General features: G+C 60.5%; 22 protein-coding genes, 1 tRNA gene and 1 pseudogene. 16 read left to right on the top strand and 8 right to left on the bottom strand.

Annotation, left to right across the window (positions count from 1 at the left end; translation table 11 throughout):
• Positions 1 to 12 precede the first annotated feature (12 nt).
• Positions 13 to 1,113, top strand: coding sequence for a redox-regulated ATPase YchF (gene ychF / locus ACQKEN_RS22495; RefSeq protein WP_065991776.1), 1,101 nt, complete (start codon positions 13 to 15; stop codon positions 1,111 to 1,113).
• Between the two features lie 123 nt (positions 1,114 to 1,236).
• Here ychF and ACQKEN_RS22490 read toward each other — a convergent pair whose 3' ends face one another.
• On the bottom strand, positions 1,237 to 1,893 hold the full coding sequence (locus ACQKEN_RS22490; protein ID WP_427688887.1) for a class I SAM-dependent methyltransferase: 657 nt from the start codon (positions 1,891 to 1,893) through the stop codon (positions 1,237 to 1,239).
• A gap of 147 nt (positions 1,894 to 2,040) precedes the next feature.
• Entirely contained in the window at positions 2,041 to 4,098 is a 2,058-nt protein-coding gene (locus tag ACQKEN_RS22485) for a methyl-accepting chemotaxis protein (protein WP_427688885.1), read from the bottom strand.
• 432 nt (positions 4,099 to 4,530) lie between these two features.
• On the opposite strand from ACQKEN_RS22485, the gene ACQKEN_RS22480 reads away from it, so the two are divergent.
• From ACQKEN_RS22480 to ACQKEN_RS22470, 3 genes are all read left to right on the top strand, one after another.
• Positions 4,531 to 4,607 (top strand) — tRNA-Met (locus ACQKEN_RS22480).
• Positions 4,608 to 5,048: 441 nt separating this feature from the next.
• The gene (locus ACQKEN_RS22475; RefSeq protein WP_427688883.1) at positions 5,049 to 5,753 is read left to right on the top strand and encodes a hypothetical protein; all 705 of its coding nucleotides are present in this window, start codon (positions 5,049 to 5,051) and stop codon (positions 5,751 to 5,753) included.
• 141 nt (positions 5,754 to 5,894) lie between these two features.
• Positions 5,895 to 7,475 (top strand): aldehyde dehydrogenase (NADP(+)), encoded by a 1,581-nt coding sequence (locus tag ACQKEN_RS22470; protein WP_427688881.1) that lies wholly within the window; start codon positions 5,895 to 5,897, stop codon positions 7,473 to 7,475.
• Between the two features lie 98 nt (positions 7,476 to 7,573).
• On the opposite strand, the gene ACQKEN_RS22465 is transcribed toward ACQKEN_RS22470, so the two are convergent.
• Positions 7,574 to 8,182: a flavin reductase family protein gene (locus tag ACQKEN_RS22465; RefSeq protein WP_427688879.1), complete on the bottom strand. Its 609-nt coding sequence runs from the start codon at positions 8,180 to 8,182 to the stop codon at positions 7,574 to 7,576.
• 182 nt (positions 8,183 to 8,364) lie between these two features.
• Between ACQKEN_RS22465 and ACQKEN_RS22460 the strand changes: the two genes are divergently transcribed.
• The 5 genes from ACQKEN_RS22460 (at position 8,365) to ACQKEN_RS22440 (ending at position 11,811) form a co-directional block, all read left to right on the top strand.
• Entirely contained in the window at positions 8,365 to 8,502 is a 138-nt protein-coding gene (locus ACQKEN_RS22460; RefSeq protein ID WP_427688877.1) for a hypothetical protein, read from the top strand.
• Complete coding sequence (locus tag ACQKEN_RS22455) at positions 8,499 to 9,251, top strand: metal ABC transporter ATP-binding protein (protein WP_427688875.1); 753 nt, start codon at positions 8,499 to 8,501, stop codon at positions 9,249 to 9,251. Before ACQKEN_RS22460 ends, ACQKEN_RS22455 begins: the two co-directional genes overlap by 4 nt.
• Positions 9,248 to 10,117 carry a metal ABC transporter permease gene (locus ACQKEN_RS22450; protein WP_427688873.1) on the top strand — a complete coding sequence of 290 codons (870 nt, stop codon included), beginning with the start codon at positions 9,248 to 9,250 and terminating at the stop codon, positions 10,115 to 10,117. Before ACQKEN_RS22455 ends, ACQKEN_RS22450 begins: the two co-directional genes overlap by 4 nt.
• Positions 10,118 to 10,144: 27 nt before the next feature.
• Positions 10,145 to 11,032, top strand: coding sequence for a metal ABC transporter substrate-binding protein (locus tag ACQKEN_RS22445; protein WP_427688871.1), 888 nt, complete (start codon positions 10,145 to 10,147; stop codon positions 11,030 to 11,032).
• Between the two features lie 128 nt (positions 11,033 to 11,160).
• Positions 11,161 to 11,811, top strand: a complete 651-nt coding sequence (locus ACQKEN_RS22440; RefSeq protein WP_108120609.1) for an HD domain-containing protein — start codon at positions 11,161 to 11,163, stop codon at positions 11,809 to 11,811.
• A 13-nt stretch (positions 11,812 to 11,824) separates the two neighbouring features.
• Here ACQKEN_RS22440 and ACQKEN_RS22435 read toward each other — a convergent pair whose 3' ends face one another.
• Positions 11,825 to 12,106 carry a BrnA antitoxin family protein gene (locus ACQKEN_RS22435; RefSeq protein ID WP_427688869.1) on the bottom strand — a complete coding sequence of 94 codons (282 nt, stop codon included), beginning with the start codon at positions 12,104 to 12,106 and terminating at the stop codon, positions 11,825 to 11,827.
• A complete protein-coding gene (locus ACQKEN_RS22430; protein WP_331103883.1) occupies positions 12,066 to 12,338 on the bottom strand; it encodes a BrnT family toxin in 273 nt (90 codons plus the stop codon). The genes ACQKEN_RS22435 and ACQKEN_RS22430 overlap by 41 nt, the downstream gene beginning before the upstream one ends.
• 231 nt (positions 12,339 to 12,569) lie before the next feature.
• On the opposite strand from ACQKEN_RS22430, the pseudogene ACQKEN_RS22425 reads away from it, so the two are divergent.
• The 3 genes and pseudogenes from ACQKEN_RS22425 to ACQKEN_RS22415 all read left to right on the top strand — a co-directional run.
• Positions 12,570 to 13,385: pseudogene (locus ACQKEN_RS22425) on the top strand (MCP four helix bundle domain-containing protein); the annotation flags it as partial.
• Complete coding sequence (locus ACQKEN_RS22420) at positions 13,380 to 14,243, top strand: methyl-accepting chemotaxis protein (protein WP_427688916.1); 864 nt, start codon at positions 13,380 to 13,382, stop codon at positions 14,241 to 14,243. The pseudogene ACQKEN_RS22425 and the gene ACQKEN_RS22420, both read left to right, overlap by 6 nt.
• Positions 14,244 to 14,362: 119 nt before the next feature.
• Positions 14,363 to 15,529 (top strand): hypothetical protein, encoded by a 1,167-nt coding sequence (locus ACQKEN_RS22415; RefSeq protein WP_427688867.1) that lies wholly within the window; start codon positions 14,363 to 14,365, stop codon positions 15,527 to 15,529.
• A gap of 121 nt (positions 15,530 to 15,650) precedes the next feature.
• On the opposite strand, the gene can is transcribed toward ACQKEN_RS22415, so the two are convergent.
• Positions 15,651 to 16,292, bottom strand: a complete 642-nt coding sequence (can, locus tag ACQKEN_RS22410; protein ID WP_065991764.1) for a carbonate dehydratase — start codon at positions 16,290 to 16,292, stop codon at positions 15,651 to 15,653.
• 160 nt (positions 16,293 to 16,452) lie between these two features.
• On the opposite strand from can, the gene ACQKEN_RS22405 reads away from it, so the two are divergent.
• A complete protein-coding gene (locus ACQKEN_RS22405; protein WP_427688865.1) occupies positions 16,453 to 16,866 on the top strand; it encodes a serine kinase/phosphatase in 414 nt (137 codons plus the stop codon).
• 56 nt (positions 16,867 to 16,922) lie between these two features.
• Here ACQKEN_RS22405 and rimI read toward each other — a convergent pair whose 3' ends face one another.
• Both rimI and ACQKEN_RS22395 read right to left on the bottom strand, forming a co-directional pair.
• Positions 16,923 to 17,375, bottom strand: a complete 453-nt coding sequence (gene rimI / locus ACQKEN_RS22400) for a ribosomal protein S18-alanine N-acetyltransferase (RefSeq protein ID WP_427688863.1) — start codon at positions 17,373 to 17,375, stop codon at positions 16,923 to 16,925.
• Positions 17,368 to 18,174, bottom strand: a complete 807-nt coding sequence (locus ACQKEN_RS22395) for an energy transducer TonB (protein WP_427688861.1) — start codon at positions 18,172 to 18,174, stop codon at positions 17,368 to 17,370. The genes rimI and ACQKEN_RS22395 overlap by 8 nt, the downstream gene beginning before the upstream one ends.
• 144 nt (positions 18,175 to 18,318) lie before the next feature.
• Between ACQKEN_RS22395 and mksB the strand changes: the two genes are divergently transcribed.
• The 3 genes from mksB to mksF are packed head-to-tail and all read left to right on the top strand — an operon-like array spanning position 18,319 to position 23,124.
• A complete protein-coding gene (mksB, locus tag ACQKEN_RS22390) occupies positions 18,319 to 19,596 on the top strand; it encodes an Mks condensin complex protein MksB (protein WP_133772577.1) in 1,278 nt (425 codons plus the stop codon).
• Entirely contained in the window at positions 19,586 to 20,293 is a 708-nt protein-coding gene (gene mksE / locus ACQKEN_RS22385; protein ID WP_427688859.1) for an Mks condensin complex protein MksE, read from the top strand. Before mksB ends, mksE begins: the two co-directional genes overlap by 11 nt.
• Positions 20,290 to 23,124: an Mks condensin complex protein MksF gene (gene mksF / locus ACQKEN_RS22380; RefSeq protein ID WP_427688857.1), complete on the top strand. Its 2,835-nt coding sequence runs from the start codon at positions 20,290 to 20,292 to the stop codon at positions 23,122 to 23,124. Before mksE ends, mksF begins: the two co-directional genes overlap by 4 nt.
• Positions 23,125 to 23,342 lie beyond the last annotated feature (218 nt).

Below are 23,342 nucleotides of genomic sequence, written 5' to 3'. Positions count from 1 at the left end.
AGGGGAAACACCATGGGATTCAACTGCGGCATCGTCGGCCTGCCCAATGTCGGCAAGTCCACCCTGTTCAACGCCCTGACCAAATCCGGTATCGCGGCGGAGAACTTTCCCTTCTGCACCATCGAACCGAACACCGGCATCGTGCCCATGCCGGACCCGCGCCTGCAGGCCCTGGCCGACATCGTCAACCCGAAGCGCATCCTGCCGACCACGATGGAATTCGTCGACATCGCCGGGCTGGTAGCCGGTGCATCCAAAGGTGAAGGCCTGGGCAACAAGTTCCTCGCCAACATCCGCGAAACCGACGCCATTGCTCACGTCGTGCGCTGCTTCGAAGATGAGAACGTGATTCACGTCTCCAACAGCGTCGACCCGAAGCGCGATATCGAGATCATCGATCTGGAACTGATCTTCGCCGACCTCGACAGCTGCGAGAAGCAACTGCAGAAAGTCACGCGCAACGCCAAGGGCGGCGACAAGGACGCAGTGGTCCAGAAAGGCCTGCTGGAGCAACTCATTGCTCACTTTACGCTGGGCAAACCTGCGCGCAGCCTGATGAAGAGCATGAGCGCCGATGAGAAAGCCGTCATCAAGGGCTTCCATCTGCTGACCACCAAGCCGGTCATGTACATCGCCAACGTCGCTGAAGACGGTTTCGAGAACAACCCGCACCTGGACGTGGTTCGCGCCATCGCCGAAGAAGAAGGCGCAATGCTGGTGCCGGTCTGCAACAAGATCGAAGCGGAGATCGCCGAACTCGACGACGGCGAAGAAAAGGACATGTTCCTGGAGGCCTTGGGCCTTGAAGAGCCTGGTCTGAACCGCGTGATCCGTGCCGGCTACGAAATGCTGCACCTGCAGACCTACTTCACCGCCGGCGTCGAAGAAGTGCGTGCCTGGACCGTCCGTGTCGGCGCCACCGCGCCACAGGCTGCCGGCGTGATCCACACCGATTTCGAAAAAGGCTTCATCCGCGCCGAGTGCGTCGCCTACAACGACTTCATCCAGTACAAGGGTGAAGCCGGTGCCAAGGAAGCAGGCAAATGGCGCCTGGAAGGCAAGGACTACATCGTCAAGGACGGCGACGTTCTGCACTTCCGCTTCAACGTCTAACGCGCTTGTGGCTATCCACGAACCCCGTTGAACCTCAAAGCCCGCGCATCACTCCGTGATCCGCGGGCTTTGTGCTTTCTGCGGTGTGCATCCGCTTGCGAAGCGTACCCGCCGCAGCACGGTTCAGACGATCGGCTGCGCTACGCGAAACAGCAAAACAACGCCCTGACGCTTGAGCGATACCTCGCCAAAGTGCGTGCGCAAATGCGCTTCAAAACCGGCCTGAGTGTCCTGGCTATTTCCGAAGATGCCTTTCTTGTTGTACACCGCCATCAGCTTGCGGCCGAAACCATTGTGCCCCGCCTCGTCCCCTAGAATCGTCGCGCCAAACAACACGCCGTCCGGGTTCAGGTTGTGCTTGAGGTGAGCGAAGATCGCCGCCTTGGCGTCCAGCGGGCCAGGCAGGCAGTGCAGCAGGTAGAACAGGGATATCGAATCGAAGCGCTCGCTGCCCGGGATCGGCGTCATGACGTCATGCTGAAGGGTGCGCGTGTCTGGCCGTCCGATTCTGCGCTTGGCAGCGGCAAGGCTGCTGGGGTTGAGGTCCATCAGAGTGATTTGGGTGTTCGGCGGCAGATTGGCTTTCGCCAGGTAATAACCCGTGCCGACGCCGATATCCAGATGGTGCGCACGAATATTGGCGCGGAAGAACGGCAACAGCACCTCATCGGTCGGGCACCGCCAGGCATACCGATTGGAAATGCCGAGCACCCAGGCGTCGTATAACGCTAACGTCAGGGGCGAATAAACCGCCGCACCTGCGGCACTGCTATCGGTCATGGAAAAAATCCCCTACGACGATGGGTTTCAGAAGACGATGTGCAAGCGACGAATCTTATACGTCGCCAGCCGTTCTTCTTTCAACCCGCGCCGCACCCGCGGACAGGGGACGTGGACGCCAATCCCCTCATGCATTGCCTGCGCGGCTTACCCCAACCGGAATCTCGCGGTGTTGTCGCTCAAGGCCCGGCTGCCTCTGGTCAGGGTGTCTGCGGCTTGATTGACCGCACGCGCACCGTCCAGCAAACGGCCAGCGGCCTGATCCACTTGCTGAATATTGCCGCTGACCTCGTCCGCCGTTGCAGCCTGCTCTTCGACCGCAGTGGCGATCTGCGCCAGCGTGTCAGTAACGATCTGCACCGCGCTGGCGATCTCTTCCAGCCGCTCGCCCAGTCCGGTCACCGACTGCGCATCACTCACCGCCTGACCACAGGCTGCTTCCATCAGGTTGACGGCCTGGCTGACGGTCGACCGCAGGCTGTCCACGGTCCCGGCAATTTGCGCCGTCGACGCCTGGGTCCGCTGCGACAAACTGCGCACTTCGTCAGCGACCACGGCGAAACCTCGCCCTTGCTCCCCCGCACGCGCCGCTTCAATGGCGGCATTGAGCGCCAGTAGATTGGTCTGCTCGGCGATGCCACGAATGGTGTCCACCACGGACTGGATCTGCTGCCCCTGCTCGCTGACCTTGCTCAACGCGTTAGCGGTGTCAGTCAGCTTCTGGTTCAGTTGCTGAATGCTCGCCGTGGTGCGTTGACTGTCGCGACTGCTGTCCTCGGCGATGCGACGGGTGGCCTGGGCGCTGCCAGACGCCGCTTCACAGCTGCGGGCGACGCCCATGGACGTCGCGGCCAGCTCGGTGGCCGCCGCTGCGATTTGACTGATCTGCTGTTGTTGATCCTCGACTTCGTTGAGCGTGCTGCCGGACTGCTCGTTGAGCGTCAGCACCGCAGAGCCCAGTTGCTGGGTTTCGTGGTTGACGCCCAGCAGACTGGTGCGCAGTTGCACCACCGCGACGTTGAGTGCGGTGCTGATGGCAGCCAGCTCGTCACGCCCCTCGACGGCGACCTCAACACACAAATTGCCGTCACGCAGCGACTCGGCCAAGGTCGTGATGCCCTTGGTGCTGCGTTGAATCGAGGCTTGAAGGCACATGAAAAGATACAGCGCCGCGAGAGCAAGAACGCTGAAAGTCGCGGCCACCGGCACGAACTGCTGGTTAGCCTGTTCATGGTAGTAATCGAGCCGGGTGGTGAGTGACGAGAGTGACTGCTTGCGCAGGGCCGCAAGGCCTTCGCTCACGCTGTCGACACTGCGCTCGAAGGCGGCCGGGTCGAGCTTGATGCTGCCACCGAAAACACCGTCGTCGAGCGCTTTCAGTTCGGTATCGAGACGTTGGAGACTGTCTTCATACTGACGCGTCCAGATCTCCATGCCGGGATAGGCCTTGGCTTTGAGCGAACCCACGGTTTTGACCAATTGATCACGGGCGTCGCCGATGCGACTGCGCAGGTCGCGCATCTGAAGACGGCTTTGCAACGAGAACTGCCCGGACGCGATCGACGACTGGCCGATACTTGCCATGCGCCCTACCCGCTCGACAAGGTCCGGCGCCTGCTGCGTGGCGATCTGCATCAGCAAGTAGGTTTCAAGCCACGGATCGAGGATCAAACCGCTGTCCATGGCGATCTGTTCGCGCAGACTCTGCAGCGCGGTGAGGGCGGAGGTGAAGCGATCGTAGCCATCCGGCCACCAGCCGACGGTGCGCAGGGATTCCGAATCCATTCCTTTGACCGAGGCTTGAAGCGCCTGATACCGAGTCATGATGTCACCACTGGCGTTCTGCGCTTTGAGCTCATCGCCAAGGGAAGCCAGGGTTCGGGTCAGTTCTGGGTTGGCAGCATCCAGCGCATTCATGGCTGCCTTCGCGGCTGGCGTCGGATCATGGAGAATGTCGGCGGCCTTCCAGCGCGCGGCGCGGTTGCGCTGGGCCGTCAGTTGCACATCCAGCGCATCGAGCGCCAGAAGCTGGCGCACGCCGGCTTGCTCCTGAGAAATCACCTCCAGCTTGCTGCGGTAATCCTGGCCGATCATCCACAGGCTGCCCGCGAGCGGCAAAATAAACAGAAAGAAGAGCACCTGAAACTTGCGCGCAAACCCGAAACGTCCGAGCAGGCGGATCCCTGGTGACAAAAGACTCTGCATAGCCGACTACTCCTCACCGACAACCGCTGCACGACCCAATGATCATCGCTGCGCTGCCTTACGTTCTTACCGGCAAAATGCCATGTCTGTGTTTTGAAAACGATAACCGTCCATCTTTTGAACAAGTGGCGCATTTGGGTTTATCGAGATCTGCTGCCGCTTCCATCTATAACGGCAGCGATGCGGCAGGCATAAGCAAGAACCGGACCGATAGCACGAAGCCATCAAACCGGGCGCGAGACCGAAGACGGTGCATGCTGCGTGCGCGAAAGTGGGGCAAAAGCACTCAGCGCAGGTAGAGAAACTGTCACCGACGTGCAGCGCTGAGGAATGGAGGAAGAGCGCGGAGGCTAACCGATTGATCGTGTGGATAAATTTTTTGAAAGAGACGCTTGACACGTATGCGATCTGAGCGAATAATGCGCGCCACTTGGCTACATAGCTCAGTTGGTTAGAGCATAGCATTCATAATGCTGGGGTCCGGGGTTCAAGTCCCTGTGTAGCCACCAAGTACCTCAACAAAGCCCGCCTTGTGCGGGCTTTGTTGTTTCTGGCGTTCTGCGCCTAAAGCGGGATCCCAATACGCCGATAGCCCTGTACTGCATCTCGCAGTGCACGGAGGCAATATGAAGAAGATCGCTATCGCTGGACTGGTCGCTCTGCTTTCAATCGTTTCACTTTCTGCGTCGGCGTGTCCGAAAGGGACGCATCCTTCCGGCGGAACGGGCTCGCACCATAAAGGCGGCACCTGCGTATAAGACTGGCCCGGCAATTGCCGGGCTTTTTGATAGTGCGGTCTGCGCTCTGCGGTCATCCAACGCCAATCGCCCTGTGGTCCGGACGCAAGCGGCAATCCGTGACAACCGCGCCCTCGTCCAATAGATTACGCCCCTCGAAACGCCCCGAGCTTTTCGCGCCTCAACCCCAGTTAACGAAGCAGTGGATGTTCAATGTCTGATTCCCATACCGATCCGGCGGCAAACGCCGTGTCGTCGAAGCAAGCCTACGAAGAAGCCATCAACCTTTCACAACACGTGCCACAGGCCAAAACCATCAGCGAGATGGTGCTAGACGCCTTCCAGAGCGCCAAGGAAAGCGACCAGATTCGCGATCTGCGCCTGGCGATACGCGCCGCCCATGACCGATTCGATGATGACCAGGCTTACGAGCTGATGGGTCAGCTCAAACAGCTCAAGGACGCAGAAGCCGACGACATGGCCGCGCTGGAAGACCTGAGCTCGAAATTTCCGATCAGCCGGATTCTTTCCAGCTACAAGGACGATCCGAGTTTTCAGGAGCTGGTCTACAGCCTGGCGTTGAAAGTACTGAACCAGACCCATCAAGCAGTCAGTAACCCGAGCGGCGGCAAGAGCAAAGCGGCACGGCCGAAGAAAGAAGCCGAGGTGTTCGTCATCAGCAAGGACGGCGCCAGCGTCACCCTGCCCCTGCGCACGCCACGCTCGAAAGCCAACGCTGACCGCGAAGCCTTTGAGTTCCTGGGTTTCTCGTTCATCGGTGAAGGCGATGAAGCCGAGCTGCAGAGCGAAGTGTTCGTGGACAAGGACGGTAACCAGCAGCCCGCCACGCGCAAGAACATTGTCAGCGCGATCCAGCAACACACGGCCTTTGAGGGGTTCACCGCCGTTCAGCAATAAGCTGCAGCAATGAACGCGGCCATAAGCTCAACAGCAAGCTCAACACCCGGACCAGTGGCGATCGCAGCGCCATGATGTAACCTCAGGGGCTGGCCACAGCGGTACCCACTGACGGTCGCCGCCCTCGAGAGGTGTTGAGCAATGCAGATTCTTGGTGAAACGATCATCGGACAGCGCACTGTGCGGGGTCAGGCCGGAGAGGTGTTCGCCCTCGCCGCCGCCACGGGAGAACCCCTGAAACCGTCGTTTGGCGCCAGCACGCTGGATGACGTCAATGCCGCGTGCGAACTGGCCGAGGCGTCATTCGACCGCTACCGGCAATTGAGTGACGACCAACGCGCCACCTTCCTTGAAGCCATCGCCCAAGGCCTTCTCGATCTGGGCGACGTCCTCACGGAGCGCGTTCATGTCGAAAGCGGCCTGCCCAAGCCGCGCCTTGAAGGCGAGCGGATGCGCACGGTCAACCAGCTCAAGCTGTTTGCCAGTCTGCTGCGTGATGGCCGCTGGCACGGCGCCGTGGTCGATACTGCAATGCCGGAGCGCCAGCCCTTGTCGCGCGCCGACCTGCGTCTGCGGCGCATCGGTCTTGGTCCGGTGGCAGTGTTCGGTGCGAGCAACTTCCCCCTCGCCTTCTCGGTCGCCGGCGGCGACACCGCCTCAGCGCTGGCGGCCGGCTGCCCGGTCATCGTCAAGGCGCACCCGGCTCACCTCGGCACCAGCGAACTGGTGGGACGCGTGATTCAGAAAGCGGCGCGCGATACCGGCATGCCAGAAGGCGTGTTCTCACTGTTGATCGACAAGGACATTGCCGTCGGCCAGGCGTTGGTCAGTCACCCATTGATTCAGGCGGTGGGCTTCACCGGTTCTCGTCGTGGCGGTCTGGCGCTGGTGGCGGCCGCTCAGGCGCGTCCGGTGCCGATCCCGGTGTATGCCGAAATGAGCAGCATCAACCCGGTGTTCCTGCTGCCCGCTGCTTTGCTGGCCCGTGCCGAAACCATCGCCAAGGGTTTTGTTGAGTCGCTGGTCCTAGGCGCGGGACAGTTCTGCACCAACCCCGGCATCCTGCTGGCACTGGAAAGTGACGCGCTGGAAACCTTCATGTCGGCTTCGGCCAAGGCGTTGTCTGACAAGCTGCCGACCACCATGCTGACGCCAAATATCCACGGCGCTTACTGCAACGGCTTGAATAATCTGCACAGCGCGTCCGGTGTGACGCTGGTGGCGGAAGGTCAGGAGGCCGAAGGTTCGTTCCAGGCCCGCCCGGCTTTCTTCCGCACCGACTCGGCCACGTTCCTCGCCAACCCCGCGCTGGAAGACGAAAACTTCGGACCGAGCGCTTTGTTGATCGTCTGCACCGACGTCGCCGATCTGCAGAAGGTCGCTGCCAGCTTCGATGGGCAACTGACCGTAACGCTGCAATTCGACGACGGCGACGAAGCGACCGCTCAGTCGCTGCTGCCCATCCTGGAGCGCAAGGCGGGACGGATTCTGTTCAATGACTTCCCCACCGGCGTCGAAGTGAGTTATTCGATGGTCCATGGCGGGCCGTTCCCGGCCACTTCCGACAGCCGCAGCACCTCGGTGGGCGCGACGGCCATTGATCGGTTCCTGCGTCCCGTCTGTTATCAGAACGTGCCGGACTCGCTGCTGCCCCCTGCGTTGAAAGCCAGCAATCCGTTGAAGACCTGGCGTCTGGTCAACGGCGAGTTGTCCAAAGGCTGAGTTCATCGGTCACCGCCGTGCGCAAATCCGACGACTGAGAAACTGATCTGCCGCGCCCCTTCCAGCATGGGGCGCGGCCCTATCCAGCCAGGCTTGGGTCAGTCAGCGGATCGCGGCAGCACCTTGCCCTCCACGCCATCGCCGATCACCAGAAAATGCCCGCCCGCGACATGGTGAATCGTCCGCAGCGCGTCATGCCCCTCGAAATGCCAGTGCCCTTCGGAAAACACGCGCTCATCCGCCCACGCCGCGACCACTTCGCCGATGAACAGATCGTGGGCGCTCTGATTGTGCGGCTCGGGAATCAATCGGCACTCCAGCCAGCCCGCGCAGCCTTCCAGCAGCGGAGCTTCAACGTGGGAGCCCGCGAAGGTCTGCAGGCCATAAGCCTTGAATTTATCCAGGCCCTGCTCCTGGGAGATGTCCAGCCCTGAGGTCGAGCCGACGGTCTCGACGATATCGATCTGGCTGAGGGTCGGCACGTTGATCACGAACGTGCCGGAGCCTTCGAGCAACTGCCGCGTCCACACAGACTTATCCAGCACGACGGTGACTTTCGGCGGCTGGAAGTCCAGCGGCATCGCCCAGGCCGCCGCCATGATGTTGCGCTGACCGTCGTGGGCAGCGCTGATCAAGACAGTCGGGCCGTGGTTAAGCAGGCGATAACATTTGGCGAGGGGTACCGTACGCCGGTGAGAAGCGGTCATGGGAATCATCCTGGCAAAGAGAAAAGTGATCGAAAACTACAGGGTTTATTGCGCTGGGGAAACGCCACCCTCCCCTGCGAGAGGGAAACTGTCGCCTCCCTGAACTCCGTCGAAATCGCGCTTTGCAGATCACGCCAAAGGTGATGTAATACTATAACAAAGTATTTCAGGCAGTCCTTTCAGTGAAGCGCGATTCCCGAATTTCCCCGTCCCTTGCAACCTCCGCACTGGCTCAATCGGCCGGCAAGCGCGTGTTGATTTCCCTCGCCATGCTGGTCCTGCTGTGGATCGGCGTTGCCTGGGCAGTGGCGATTCCATGAGCGCTGCCATCGACCTCCACGACCTGACGCTCACCTATGAGCGCCGGCCAGCGGTGCACCACGCGAACGGCCGATTTGCGGCGGGCAGCCTGACGGCGATCGTCGGGCCGAACGGCGCCGGTAAATCCACGCTGATCAAAGCCATTGCTGGCACGCTCAAACCCGCGGTCGGGCGCATCGAGCGCAATCAGTTGGCAACGCGGCACATCGGTTATCTGCCGCAAGCTGCCGAGATCGACCGCAGCTTTCCGCTCAGCGTAGCGGACACCGTGATGATGGGCGCCTGGCGCAGCATCGGCGCGTTCCGGGGCGCCACGCAAAAGCACGCTCAACAGGCCCAAGAGGCGCTGGGGGCCGTGGGTTTGGCGGGGTTCGAGCAACGCAGCATCAGCTCGCTGTCGTCGGGTCAGTTTCAGCGCGTGCTGTTCGCCCGGCTTTTATTGCAGGACGCTTCGGTGATTCTGCTCGACGAGCCCTTCACTGCCATCGACGCACGCACCACGCGGGACTTGCTGCAGTTGATCCGCACATGGCATGGCCAGGGCCGCACCGTTATTGCGGTGCTGCATGACATCGAGCAGGTGCGTCAGCATTTTCCGAGCACGCTGTTGCTGGCACGGGAAATCATTGCCTGGGGCGACACCGCCGACATCCTCAACGACGACAACCTGCGCCGTGCCAAGAACATGGCCGAACACTGGAACCCGGACGCGCAGCCATGCGACGCCGATGGGGAGCAAACGCTGTGACGCTCTATAGCTTGTTGATCCAGCCCTTCGTTGATTTCGGTTTCATGCGCCGCGCCCTGGTGGCGTGCCTGGCGCTGGGCATCGGCTCCGGCCCGGTCGGCGTGCTGTTGATGCTGCGGCGCATGAGTCTGGTGGGCGACGCCATGAGCCACGCGGTGTTGCCGGGTGCCGCCGTCGGGTTTCTGTTCGCCGGATTGTCACTCCCGGCAATGGGCTTCGGAGGCCTGATCGCAGGTCTCGCCGTGGCGTTGCTCTCAGGATTGGTAAGCCGTTACACCACGCTTCGCGAGGACGCGAGCTTCGCCAGCTTTTATCTGACATCGCTGGCCGCCGGCGTGCTGATCGTGTCCCTGCACGGCTCCAATGTGGACCTGCTTCACGTGCTGTTCGGGACCATTCTGGCGATCGACGATCAGGCGATTTTCATGGTCGGCGGCATCGCATCGTTCACCTTGATTCTGCTCGCGCTGATCTACCGCCCGTTGATCCTCGAATGCTTCGACCCGGGTTTTCTGCGCGCGGTGGGCGGTCGCGGGTCGCTGTATCACGTGCTGTTTCTGCTGCTGGTGGTGCTCAATCTGGTGGCGGGGTTTCAGGCGCTGGGCACGCTGATGGCCGTCGGCATGATGATGCTGCCCGCCACCGTCGCACGGTTCTGGGCACGTTCGCTCACAGGCATGATCGTGATTTCGACCGTGGTGGCCACGCTCTCGGGCTTCATCGGCCTGATCGTCTCCTACCACGCCAGCGTCGCTTCGGGCCCGGCCATCGTGCTCACCGCCAGCGCCTTTTACGGGTTCTCACTGTTCTTTGGACGCAGCGGCTTTTTACGCCGGCTGTTCCCGAGGGTTCATCTGTCCGGCTGATCGTCCTCTTACCGCAAGGAAACCACCATGAAACGTTTCACACTTCTGACCGCCGCGCTGGCGTTGTCGGGTCTGGCCAACTTCGCCCAGGCAAAAACCCTGGAGACCGTCGCATCGTTCACCGTCATCGCCGACATGGTGCACAACGTCGGCGGCGATCACGTCCACGTGACCTCACTCATCGGACCAAATGGCGACCCGCACGTCTACGAGCCCACCCCCAACGACGCCCAGGCACTGAAAAAAGCCGACGTAGTATTTGTCAGCGGCTTGCATCTGGAGGGCTGGCTGGATCGGCTGATCACCGCTTCCGGCTACAAAGGCCAGCCTGTCGTGCTGTCTGACGGAATCATGACCCGCAGCATGGAAGAAGACGGCAAGAAGATCACCGACCCCCATGCCTGGAACAGCGCGGTAAACGGCGTCGTTTACGTCAGAAACATCATTAAGGCCCTGCAGAAAGCCGACCCGGACAATGCCGCCGATTACAAAGCCAATGGTGAGAAATACATCGCCCAACTGCAGGACATTGACGCCTACGCCCGCACTCAGATCGGCGCCATCCCGGTCGCACAGCGCAAAGTGCTGACGTCCCACGACGCCTTCGGCTATTTCGGCGACGCCTATGGCGTGACCTTCCTCTCGCCGCTGGGCTTTTCCACTGAAACCGAAGCCTCGGCGGCTGACGTCGGCAAGCTGATCAATCAGATCAAAAAGGAGCACGTCAGCGCCTACTTCTTCGAAAACTCCGGCGACCCGCGCCTCGTGCAGCAGATTGCCAAAGCCAGCGGCGCGCACCCGGGCGGCGAGCTGTACGTGGAATCGCTGTCACCCGCAGACGGCCCGGCGGCGACCTACGTGGCGATGTTTCGCTACAACGTGGACAGGCTGACAGCGGCCATGAAAGGCCAGTGAGTTAATGCGCGACGACTGAACTGACCTCTGCCGTGCAACGTGCGTGGCAGTGATCAGCGAACCGGGAGCGCTGACGCGAGTCAATCTGTATGCTGGCGCACCGTCCGCCGACATCGACAGGATGATCAATGACCGCTCTCTCATTCGCCCCTTTTCAGTCCCTCGCCGACCTGCTGATTCCCCACACCGTGGCGGAAAGGCTCGACGGCTCCCACGACGTTTCCCACCTGCACCGAGTCTGGAGCAACGTCTGCGCCATTCGTGACACGGAGGGCGGTGATCATCAAGTCCTGCTCGCCGCCACCCTGCTCCACGACTGCGTTTCGGTGGAAAAGAACTCGCCCTTTCGCTCAAGCGCCTCGCGTCTGGCCGCGGCAAAAGCGACCGAGCTACTGGCCGAAATGGGCTGGGACGAGGAGCGCACCCAGGCCGTCGCACACGCCATCGAGTCCCACAGCTATTCGGCCAACATCACACCCACCACGCTGGAAGCAAAAATCCTGCAGGACGCCGACCGTCTCGACGCCCTCGGCATGGTTGGCGTGGCGCGGCTGTTCTACGTGTCCGGGCGGATGGGCAGCCATCTCTACGATCCGGTCGACCCGCAGGCGCAACAGCGCGACCTGGACGACAAACGCTTCGCTGTCGATCACTTCACAACCAAAATCTTCACCCTGGCGCAGGGGTTTAAAACGGCCGCGGGCCGCCATATGGCGCAGGTCAGGCATGCACGGGCGGAGCGGTTTTTGCGGGAGTTTATGGAGGAGATTGGTGCTTAGGATGCCTTGAAGGTCATAGCGCTATTTCGGATGGCTCATGGGTTTTTAGCCAGTCGACCAGCGCAGCATTCATACGCGTTTGCCAACCTGGTCCTGAAGCCCGGAATTGCTCCACCACGTCGTGCTCCAGGCGAATGGTAATCCGCTCTCGCAGAAGAACCGCACGAGGTCGGCCACGCTTGACCAGTTGTTCTCCCATGTATTCATCAGCATGATCGAAGTATGCATCTGACAACTCGGGTGCATCGTCGGGATCAACCCAGTCGATGCCGGTAGAGGGTTTGTTCACGCTCATTGGCTTTTCTCATGGAAATGATACGGCGAGCCGCGCCGCGCGGTGTCCAGACCAGGACCACCATACGCTCTGACAACACACCAACCGTGATATATCGGGTTTCCCCGTAGTCCTGCCGGCAATCTTCGTGGGTCAAATGCCTGCCGGCGAATACCAGGCCGGCATCCCTAAAGTCGAGGCCACGCTTTAGAAGGGTGATGTCGCATTTTGCGATGTCGAAGATTATCTGCATTGAATTATTGTATGTACAGAAAATAACGCAACAAGGCCGCCGAGAGTTGCAAAGACGTATCCCACAATCAGCGCTGACAATGCCCACCCGGCTTCCCGCTGATATCCTTTTGTCTCGCACCATCTGACCGTACCGCAACAATTCCGAAACATTCCCAGCAATGTCACAAAGACATCATGGAACACCTCTATAACCATCTCTCCGGTGTTTTCGTCGATGGGATGATTGGCAGTGAAAAGGTTATTGCGTCGTGTGGTCCGTCCTTCTTCCAGGCCTGCTTTCCTGCGTCGTTTCAGGATTACCCAGCGGTTGGTGCTGTGCTTCGGCGTGACCGCGCTGTTGCTGGTGGCGCTCGGTGTGTTCTGCCTGTTGCAGATGCAAAGCATCCGCGATCAGGGGGAGGCGGTTGAGAGTGGGTCCTTGCCCAGCATTGCCATGGCGGACGCGATCGCCATCGACCTGATCAAGTTGCGCGGCGAGAGCGCGAGGCTGATCGCCAATGCCGACGACCCCGGCGCGGTGGTGACGAGCAAAATCAACGTCGAGCAGTTGAAGAACGAGGTCGAAAAAGGCTTCGTCGACTATCTCGCCCACGCCACCGACAGCACCGAGCGGGACTCCATCAAGGCGCTCCAAGACGCCTATGCCGCCTTCATGCCGGGGCTTCACGACGAAATCGCGCTGATCGAACAACGCAAACTGGACGACGCGCGCATGCTGCTCAACACCACGCTGAGCCTGCAGGGTGACCTGATGGACATGCAAGTGCAGTTGCTGCGCGAGCTGAACAAGCAAAGTGCGGCGGGCACCGTCGATGCCGCCGGCGCGCGCTTCCAGCAGACCCGTATCATCGCCGTCAGCGCTATCGTGGTGGCGCTGGTGCTCACGTTGTTGCTCGCGTGGCGCCTGAGCCTGAGCATCATTCGCCCCCTGCGTCAGTCGCTGCATATCGCCAGCACCATTGCTCAAGGCGATCTGAGCCCGCAGCCGATTCCGGAGGGTAAGGACGAAACGGCGCAATTACTGAAGACCCTGGGCCTGATGCGCGCCAATCTTCACGGCACGATCGATCAGATTTACGCCGCGGCGGGCCAGTTGAGCCAGTCGGTCCATGAGATGGGCTCGATTGCCGAGGCCAGTGCCAAAAACCTGCAACTGCAAAACGATGAGATCGAACAGGCGGCAGTTGCCGTGAACCAGATGAGTCAGGCTGCCGGGGAAGTCGCCGATAACGCCAGCAGCACGTCGAGCGAATCGAAGGCGTCCAACGAAGCGGCCGCCGAGGGACGTCTGCGCCTGACCGGCACCATTGATTCGATCAAGGAGCTGACCGACAACGTTCTGGATTCTTCTCACCAGGCCGACGGTCTCGCCGAGCGCACGCTGAGCATCAGCAAGATTCTCGAAGTGATCCGAGCGATTGCCAACCAGACCAACCTGCTTGCACTGAATGCCGCCATCGAAGCCGCACGGGCGGGCGAAGCGGGCCGCGGATTCGCCGTGGTCGCCGATGAAGTACGCTCGCTCGCCCAACGCACCAGCGCGTCAACCACCGAGATCGAGACCCTGATCAACGATGTACAGAAAAGCACTCAGGAGACCGCGCAAACGCTACGCGTCACCGCGGCCCACGCCAATCTCACCCTGGAGCAGGCCGCGGCAACGGGTCATGCACTGACGGTGATCATCAGCGCAACCTCGACCATCAGCGACCGGAACATGCTGATCGCCAGCGCCGCCGAGCAACAGGCTCAAGTGGCTAGCGAAGTCGATCGCAACCTGAGCAGCATTCGCGATCTGTCGACGCAATCGGCGTCAGGCGCTCAGCAAACCACGGTGGCGAGCAGTGCGCTGTCGATGCTGGCAACCGACTTGAACACAATGGTTCAGCGGTTCGTGCTTTGACGCGCGCGCCATTGAAAATGGCCCGCAGCCATTGTTGCCCATTCCCAGTCATGTCCAAGTGTTTCATCATCGAAACACCACCCACGTAGAGGGGTGTCTACGCCAACAAGGACATGAGCATGAAAAAAACCGCTGCATTGAGCATCGCACTGACCGCATTGACGCTAAGCCTCACCGCTCAGGCCGACGTCAACGTCGAACTGGGGAGTAAGGAACGCGTTACACACCTGTTTGCCTACCCGAACAACTGCAATGTCATCTGCTTCCGAAACTGGACGCTGGAACAGACCGTCGAGCACTACCTCACGCAAAGCGTGCAGCGAGACGGCTACGCCGCTGCCAAGGTGGCGGTGCACAACGACAATGATGTGATCTACGCCGACATCACCGGTGTGCCGGACGGCTACGACAAACCACTCTCGGCGCTGCTCGACGCCGGCGACCTGGCCTACGCCGGCGCGAGCAAACTCAACGCCGATAACAAATTTGCCTATAACTGGTATCTGTTTCTGCCACTAGGCATGGCGCTGGAGAACCGCAAGAGCGTCGAGCTGCTGCATTTCCCGCCGGACTACTCGCTGACGCAAGCCCAGGACTATCTTTTCTCGGCCACTACCGACCGCTGGTCCGAGCTGCTCACCGATAACGGCATCCCCAAGGAGCAGACGCCGGCCTATCAAACCATCATCGACATCGCGCCCATCGCTGCGCCCTCCAACGCCGGCAAGGACCTTGAAAACGTTTACAGCTACTTCACCGATTACCAGACGACCATGGTCAGGCAACTGACGCAAACAGCGGCAGGTGCATCGCTGCCGATGGTCGCTTTCGGTGCCCCCGTGCGCGCCTGGCTGAAGCAGCAATACAACGTGACGGTGCCGGTGTTGGGCCTGGCGAGCGTCAGCCCGGCCAGTGGGCAAAGCGTCGCCGTACTGGGTTCCAATCACCCGAGCTATATCTGGAATGCGGCGGATAAAAGCAACTACGGCGGGGACGAAGCCAAGGCGGATGAAGCCGGCTTGAAAGTCATGGGCCAGGACCTGAGCGCGGCGTGCTGGCAAGCCGGCATGGGGCAGAAACCGACCACCGATCCAACCGCGCTGTTGAACCAATGCACCACCAACTGGCAGGTGACCAACAAAGTTGAGACCTGCAAGTTGTTCTTCACCACGGTGCGCAAGTTGACGCCGGATCAGGCGGCAGCGAAATGCCGGACGGGCGAAGTGTCTCGGCAGATCAAGCAACTGCAGAAGCCGCTGCCTCTGATGAAGAACGCTCAGCTTTAACGCACCGATCCTGCAGGAGTGAGCTTGCTCGCGATGTCTTCAGCTCACACAGATGTGACTGGACTAACGCTATCGCGAGCAAGCTCACTCCTACACCTTGATGGACGCTTGCCCTACTCGATCACTCCCCCTGCGGACGCAAACGATACTGCGGCGGCAATTGCTCCGGACCGCTGATGGTCGCGTTCAGACTCTTCCAGCGTCCATCCTTGATGCCGTAGATGCAGCCGTGGACCGACAGCTTCTGCCCGCGATGCCAGGCGTTTTGCACAATGCTGGTGTGGCCGACGTTGGCGACCTGCTGAATCACGTTCAGCTCGCACAGTCGATCGACCTGTTCTTCTTCAGTCGGCAGCTTGGCCAGCAGTTCGCGGTTTTCGTAATACAGGTCGCGGATCGTGCGCAGCCAGCCGTCGATCAGGCCGAACTGGCGGTCCTGCATCGAAGCGCGCACGCCGCCACAACCATAGTGGCCGGTGACGAGGATGTGTTTGACCTTCAGCACGTCGACGGCGTACTGAATCACCGACAGGCAATTAAGGTCAGTGTGCAGCACGACGTTCGCCACGTTGCGATGCACGAACAGATCCCCCGGCAGCATGCCGACGATTTCATTGGCGGGAACACGGGCGTCCGAACAACCGATCCAGAGGAATTCCGGCGTCTGCTGGCGCGCCAGCTTGGCAAAGAACTCCGGGTCTTCTTCCTTGATGGCGGCAGCCCAACGTTCGTTGTTGTCGATCAAGTCTTGTAGTTCGTTCATGCGTTGATGCCTCGGAAATGATGCTCAGCTATGACTGGGGCTCGGCGCTTCGGGTCACGCGGATAATGGGCCGATCAGCAAACACCGATCAGGAAGCAGATGGAATCTTCGCCATGTCGTCCGGTCCACCCATTAGGACCGACATTATTGAGGATTTGCCATGAACGATTCACGCCGTCCATTCGATGCCACTCAACCTGAGCCCATCGATGACAACGAAGACCGCATGGGATCGATGGAAGAGCTCAACTTCAACGACAACAATGAGCCGAGCGGGCGCATTGGCGACATCATTCCTGAAGATGAGCTGGACACATTGATCCCTGATGAACGCGTACGTGAAGCCGGGATGACCGGTGCATCCACCGATGATCACAACCCGACCGACGACGACATGAGCCCTGAAACGCTGATCCGCGAAGACGGCGCACGCTCGCCTCGCGAAGCCGGCGAAGGTGGCCCGGCTGATCTGGACCTGAGCATCGTCGATGAAGATGACATTGGCGGTGGCGATGGCCTGGACGAAGAAGAAATGGCCATTCTTGATCCGCTGGACGGCAAGCCTGGCGTCTGATCAGCGGCTGCAGCTTTGTGGGGGCGAACTTCGTTCGCCCCCACGACGGCCCGGGATTATTCGAACAGCGTGCAGGCCATGACGATAGCGTCCTCACGCCCGCCCACTGCCGGATAGTAATCCCGACGTCGGCCTATTTCGTTGAAACCGTAGCGCTCGTATAAACGGTAGGCTGAGCGATTGCTGTCTCGCAGTTCGAGAAAACATTCCCGGCCATTGATCTCGTAGGCGCGCTTCATCAGGTGCTCAAGCAGCACCAGCCCCAACCCGCGCCCTTGGCTCTCGGGCTTGACCGTAATATTGAGCAAGTGCGCCTCATCGATGATCACATTGATCACCCCATGCCCCACCTGCTGACTGCCTTCGAACATCAGCCAGACTTCGTATGACTTCAGCGCATCGATGAAAATGCCCCGCGTCCAGGGATGACTGAAAGCGGCGTATTCGATCTTCAGGACAGCGTCCAGGTCAGCTTCGGTCATGCGGCGAAACGTTACTGCGTCATTCATCTGCGGTCTTCCAACGGCCCATCAATTGACGCATGGAGCGCCACACTTCGGCCTTTCGCTGCGGCTCGTCCATCAACAGCTCCAGACCCGGCAGCGCCCAGGCTAACCCCAGGCCGTCGACCTGGAGTTCAAGATTGTAGGATTCAGCGTCAGTTTCAGCCGCAAACCGCAGCGCCGGAAGTCCGATCAGCCACAGGCAGGTGCAAGGTTGCTCTTCGACCCGGGCGTACAGAAAACCCTGGACGAAATCCCGCGCGGCTTCCGGCCCTTGATCCATTTGCCCGCGCACCAACAGCGGCCAGCGCACAGGCTCGCCGATGATTTGTGGGCTGTCCGGCAGGCCAGCGGCGCGCAGCATGTCCTTGAGCAACAGATAGGAAGGGTCGCGGCTCTGAAACGGCTCGCCGGTCACCAGCTCCACCAGCAACAGGCAACTCCCGGCGCGCAGCAGTTGCAGGGCAAAACGGGGCGGCGGCGCAACCGGCGCTTTTACCACGGCCGGTGAGGCCGCTTCTTCCTGCACAGGCTTTGGCTTGGGCGCACTGGATGGGCGGGGTATATCGATCTTCGGCCGCTCGACGGTACGCGCAACGGGCGTGGGAGCAGCGGGTGGCGAGTCGCGGTCCGGCGCGACTGGCGCATCCGCCTGAATAACCGGCACAGACGCGTCCACTACCTGCGGCACGGGCGCAAGCAGCTCGGGACGCGACGGCGCGGCGAAAGGCAATTCAGTGCGCGGCAGCCAGCTGACCACCTGCATGGCGGTCAGATAAGCGCGACGACGAGGCTCGTTGAGCAAAGGTCAGCTACCTGTGGATAAAGTCAGGCGGGAGATTCTACAGGCCTTCACCGCTTCCCGCCGCTGTTGATCGACTGTGGGTGAAAAACGAGCCCGGCGATGCAGTACAATCGCCGCTTTTATTTGCCAGTCAGCGACCATCCGATGATCGAACCTAAGCGCGTCCTGCGCGCCCTTGCCGAACACTGGGCGCTTCTCGAGCCACTCTGCGAGCACTTCGACCAGGGCACTCTGAGCCTGAGCGAACTACGCTTGCAGCTGGCGGCCCAGCAACTGGAGAGCACGCCCCAGGACATCACCACTCTGCTGGACGTCTGGATTCGGCTCGACATTCTGGTCCCGGTGGCGAAAAGCCCGAACCGTTTCGAGCTGAACGCGCAGATCCACGATTTCCTCTCGTACCTGCGCCGCGAGCATCGGCTGGGCTTGTGCCTGGAAATCGAAGCGTACCTGCGCCACCTCGAACGGCTGGCCGGCTACATACAGGAAGCTTTCGACGCCCGCGACGCCAATGACCTGGCGCGGCAACTGCGCCTGCTCGACATGCGCGTGCGCGATGTACTAAAGAAGCTCGCCAACGATGAGCAGGCGCTGGTGGCCGTGGCAGAACGCGCCAAGACCAGTGATCGACAGATTCCGCTGCGTCAGCGTTACGCGGAAGTACTGGCGACCTGGGATGAATACGTCGAGCCGATGATCCAGCTGGTGAACGCTGATGGCGCCTTCGAACAGGGCGTACGCAAGGTAGAGAACGTGCTGCTGCGCATGCTCACCGATCAGCAACGTCTCGGCCATCTGGTCGACGACGACATGCTCCTGCGCACCCACGCGCGGATCCTCGAAATGCAGACCAGCGCGCAGCTGACCCTGCGTCATGCGCGTGAATTGCTGCTGCCGCTGCGTGAAGAGGCCCGTCGCCACAATGCTGTGACCCGCGGCGCGGCCCTCGCATTGTCGGCGATCCGTCGACGAGGCCTCGACGCCGTGCCACAAGCGGCGATGCCGATGTTCACCCGTCCGCAAAGCACGTTTCTCGGCAGTGCCAATCAGGTTGAAGCATACGTGTATGCACTGGCGCGTTTCGAGCCCAAGCCCGCGCGCTTCCCCAAGGCCAATGTCACTCGCAAGGGCGAGCCGCCTCGCGCGCCACGTACGGTCAGAGAGATGGTCGAGCGTTGCGAAGACGCCCTGCCGATGCCGGATCTGATGGTCTGGCTGCTGGAGCAGGAGCCCACCGGCGCGACCGACGAATTGCTGTACTGGTTTTCGCGCCTGTCGCGGGACAAACGCTTCAAGCGCGAGCGACTTGAACGCCGCGAATACCTGACTCAGGAGCACCGTGTCAGCCTGCGCTCCTTCGCCCTGCTCTCGAGCAAAGACGCCACCCCAGAGAATTCCGAGGGCACCGCCCATGCATCTTGATCTATCCGAAATGACCCAGCTGGCGCCGATCTTCCGCGAGCTGTTCAAGGGCTACCACGTCAGCCGCCGCGATCCCGAGCTGTACGCGCAACTGTCCAATCTTCAAGACCAATACCGTGGCCTGTTCAAGGCGTTGGGCTTCGAGCTGGTCTGCGACACCCGTGGCTTCTACTACTTCGTGCCTGATCTGGCGGCCGCGCAGGTCAACAAGACCGCGCAACGTCTGGCGCTGTTCACATTCATCCTCGTCGAGCACCTGGCCGACCAGGGCCGCGACCCGGTTGCCGTGCTCGATGGCGGCAGCCTGGGGCGTGACGAGCTGCCCTCGCTGCTGGAAAAGTACCGCGATCTGTTCCTGCAAGCTGAAGTACAGACTCAGGAAGAGCTGGAAGAAAAAATCATGCGCCGCATGACCCAGCTGGGGTTCGCCGCAGAGGAAGTCGGCATCTATCGCTTCCTGCCGCCCATGCATCGCTTCCTCGACGTCTGCCTGTCCGTACAGCAAGACCGTGATCTGGCGGCCAGCCTGCATAGCGCCCTGCCGTTGCCGGCCCCGGTGCTGATCGACGACGACAGCGATGAGCGACTGCTGGAAACCGACGACCCGCTGGACCTCACCGAATTCGATGAATCCGCAGAAACCGAAGAGCAAGCGCTAGCCCGGGCGATCGCTGAAGAACAGGAGCATGACGCATGAGCCAGGAACGCTACGGCATACGCCGCTTTGCGCTACTGAACACGGCCGGTTACAGCCTCGGGTTGTTTCCACTGGAGCATCCGCTGTCGGTCTACGGCGCCAATAACCTGGGCAAGAGTGCGTCGATCAACGCTTTGCAGTTCCCGATTCTGGCGCGCATGTCGGACATGAGCTTCGGCAAATACAGCCTTGATCAATCGCGGCGCTTCTATTTCGCTTCTGACACCAGCTACATCCTCGTCGAAGTCTCCTTGCCCCACGGCCCTCATGTGATCGGCGTGGTCGGTCGCGGCCCCGGCGGCGGTTTCGGGCACCAGTTCTTTGCCTATGCCGGCAAGCTGGACCTGGCTCATTACCAGAAGGACGATACCTGCCTGCGTCAGAAGGAGCTGTTTGCCAATCTGGAAAGCCAGGGTTTGAAGGCCTATGAGCTCAAGCCCGATGAACTGCGCCGTTTGCTGGTCGGTGGCCATACGTCGATTCCGCTGGACCTGACGCTGATTCCTCTGCGCTCGACCAGTGAACAGAGCCTGAAGACCTTCCGCGCGCTGTTCATCAACTTGCTGCACATGCGCGAGATCACTGCTGCCAAATTGAAGCAGCTGTTCCTCGACGCGTTTGAGCACAGCCTGCGTTCCGGCAGCGTCGATTACATAGCAGCGTGCGAAGAAGCGTTCCGCGACGTACGACGCATGGAGCAGGACTACAACGCACTGGTGCTCGCCGGCCCGCTGGTCGAAGCGTTGGCCAACGGCGTCAGACAGCGCGACATCCTCCGCGGCAAGCTGCATCGCCTGTCGCCATTGCTCGACTCCTTGCTGGGCACATGGCAGGACTATTCCAATGCGCGCAAAGAAGAGCTGGTCATTCAGAGCGAGCAGTACCGTAACGAACAGGATTCGCTGCAGAACGACCAGCGTGGCAGCACTCAAGAGCTGATGCGACTGGAGCGCGAGATCAGCAACATCCAGCGCTGGATCGGCGAGCTGGCAGTCCTGAAGAACCGCTTCGCGCTGGTCGACGACGTCAGGGTTCTGGAGCAGCAGTTACTGGCTGCCAAGGATGCCCATGATGAACTGGCCGGTGCACTCGCGCAGTCGCGTCAGTTCAGCGCCGAGGATCTGGATGAGCGCCTGCGCGATCTGGAAAAACGCCTCAAGTCAGTGAAACAACAGCTCGATCATGCGGATAACAACAGCTATGCCCGCCTGCGCGAAGAGTTCTCGCAGCCTGATGTAGAGCGTCTGATGCGCCTGTTTAACAGCGCGCTGTTCAGTTTGCCGTTGGGCGAACAAGGCATCGCGCTGGATGACGGTGATGCGTGGGTGAAGTCGCTTGAAGCGATTCTCGATGGGTTCAAGGGCGAGCGCTTCGAAGTGCCCGGCCTCACCGTCAATCTGTCAAACATCGAACCCCCTGCCCTGCAAGCGCTGGCCGACCGCGCCGCGCTGCGCGATCAGAAAGAGCGCCTGGAGAAAGAGCTCAAGCAACTGAAGACTCAACAAGCCGTCGCGGCCGACCGTGCGGCCAGCAAAACTCAGACAGAGGCTTTGTACCAGCAGGTACTGGATGCTCAGAAGGCGCTCGAAGACTTCCGCCGCGCTCAAACACTGACCGCGGAAGAGGGCGAAAAGCTTGAGCAGTTGGCCCAGATGGAAGCGGCGCAAGACGAGCTCAAACGCTCCAGTGATGCTTTCACCGAGCGCGTTCAACAACTGTCCGCCAAGCTGCAACTGATCGGTCGGCAGATCGGCGATCTCGAATCCAAGCAACGCACGCTGGATGACGCGCTGCGTCGTCGTCAGCTGCTCCCGACCGATCTGCCATTTGGCACGCCGTTCATGGAGCCGGTGGATGACTCGCTGGAGAACTTGCTGCCGCTACTCAATGATTATCAGGACAGCTGGCAGGGCCTCTTGCGCTGCGACGGTCAGATCGAAGCGCTGTACGCGCAGGTTCGCCTGAAAGGCGTTGCGAAGTTCGACAGCGAAGACGACATGGAGCGGCGTCTGCAATTGCTGATCAACGCTTATGCCCACCGCACCGATGAAGCGCTGACTTTGGGTAAGGCACGCCGTGCCGCTGTGACCGACATCGCGAGGACGCTACGCAACATCCGCAGCGACTACGACAGCCTTGAGCACCAACTGGCGTTGTTTAACCGTGAGATCAACCGCCGGCAGGTGTCCAACCTGGAGAGCTTCCGCATTGTCCTCGCGCCGAACAAGGAAGCGCTCAAGCACATCGACCAGATCATTCACAGCGCCGGTCAGTACGAAGAAGGCGAGACACTGTCGGTATTCGATCTGAGCCAGAGCGCCGAGCAGGACAACAAGAATGAGGAAGCCAAAGAATATCTGGCACGCCTTGTGGCGGCTAACCACAACCAGCTCGGTCTGAAAGACCTGTTCGAACTTGCGTTCGAGATCACCAAGGTTAACAGCCAACCGGTTATCCACACCGACATTGATGGCGCGGCGTCCAACGGTACGACCATGACCATCAAGGCACTGACCAACATGTATCTCTTGCTGCACCTGATGGATCGCGAGCAGGCCGGACGGATTCGTCTGCCCTACTACCTCGACGAAGCCGCTGACATTGATGAAAGAAACCAGGCCGCGCTGCTGGAAACAAGCTTGCAGCTGGGCTTTGTACCGATTCTGGCGAGCGTCAAGCCTCAAGTGTCGGCACATGTCGCCATCGACCTGGAAGGCGGCAGTGGGCCTGCCGGGATCTATATCGACGAGGCGGACTGGAAGTACATACAACGTCGTGATGAGGCCGCTCCGGTAAAAGCGACCCAATCCGTTGTAACGCTTAGCGAGTAAGTAAGTCGCCTGGCGGTAGAAAGCCCTGCAGTGATGCGGGGCTTTTTTATAGGCGCTGATTGTTGGGTGTTAGCTGTTAGCTGTTAGCTGTTAGCTGTTAGCTGTTAGCTGTTAGCTGGGAAAGAACTTTTTCGCGTGCAAAAACAAAACCCCATCTGCTTTCGCAGATGGGGTTTTGGAATTTAATCTTGACGATGACCTACTCTCACATGGGGAAA

Origin of the sequence: Pseudomonas sp. NPDC078416 (assembly GCF_050268485.1) — a bacterium.
Classification (GTDB): domain Bacteria; phylum Pseudomonadota; class Gammaproteobacteria; order Pseudomonadales; family Pseudomonadaceae; genus Aquipseudomonas.
Note: the sequence above shows the minus strand (reverse complement) of the source record. Positions and strands in the feature narration are given on the sequence as shown.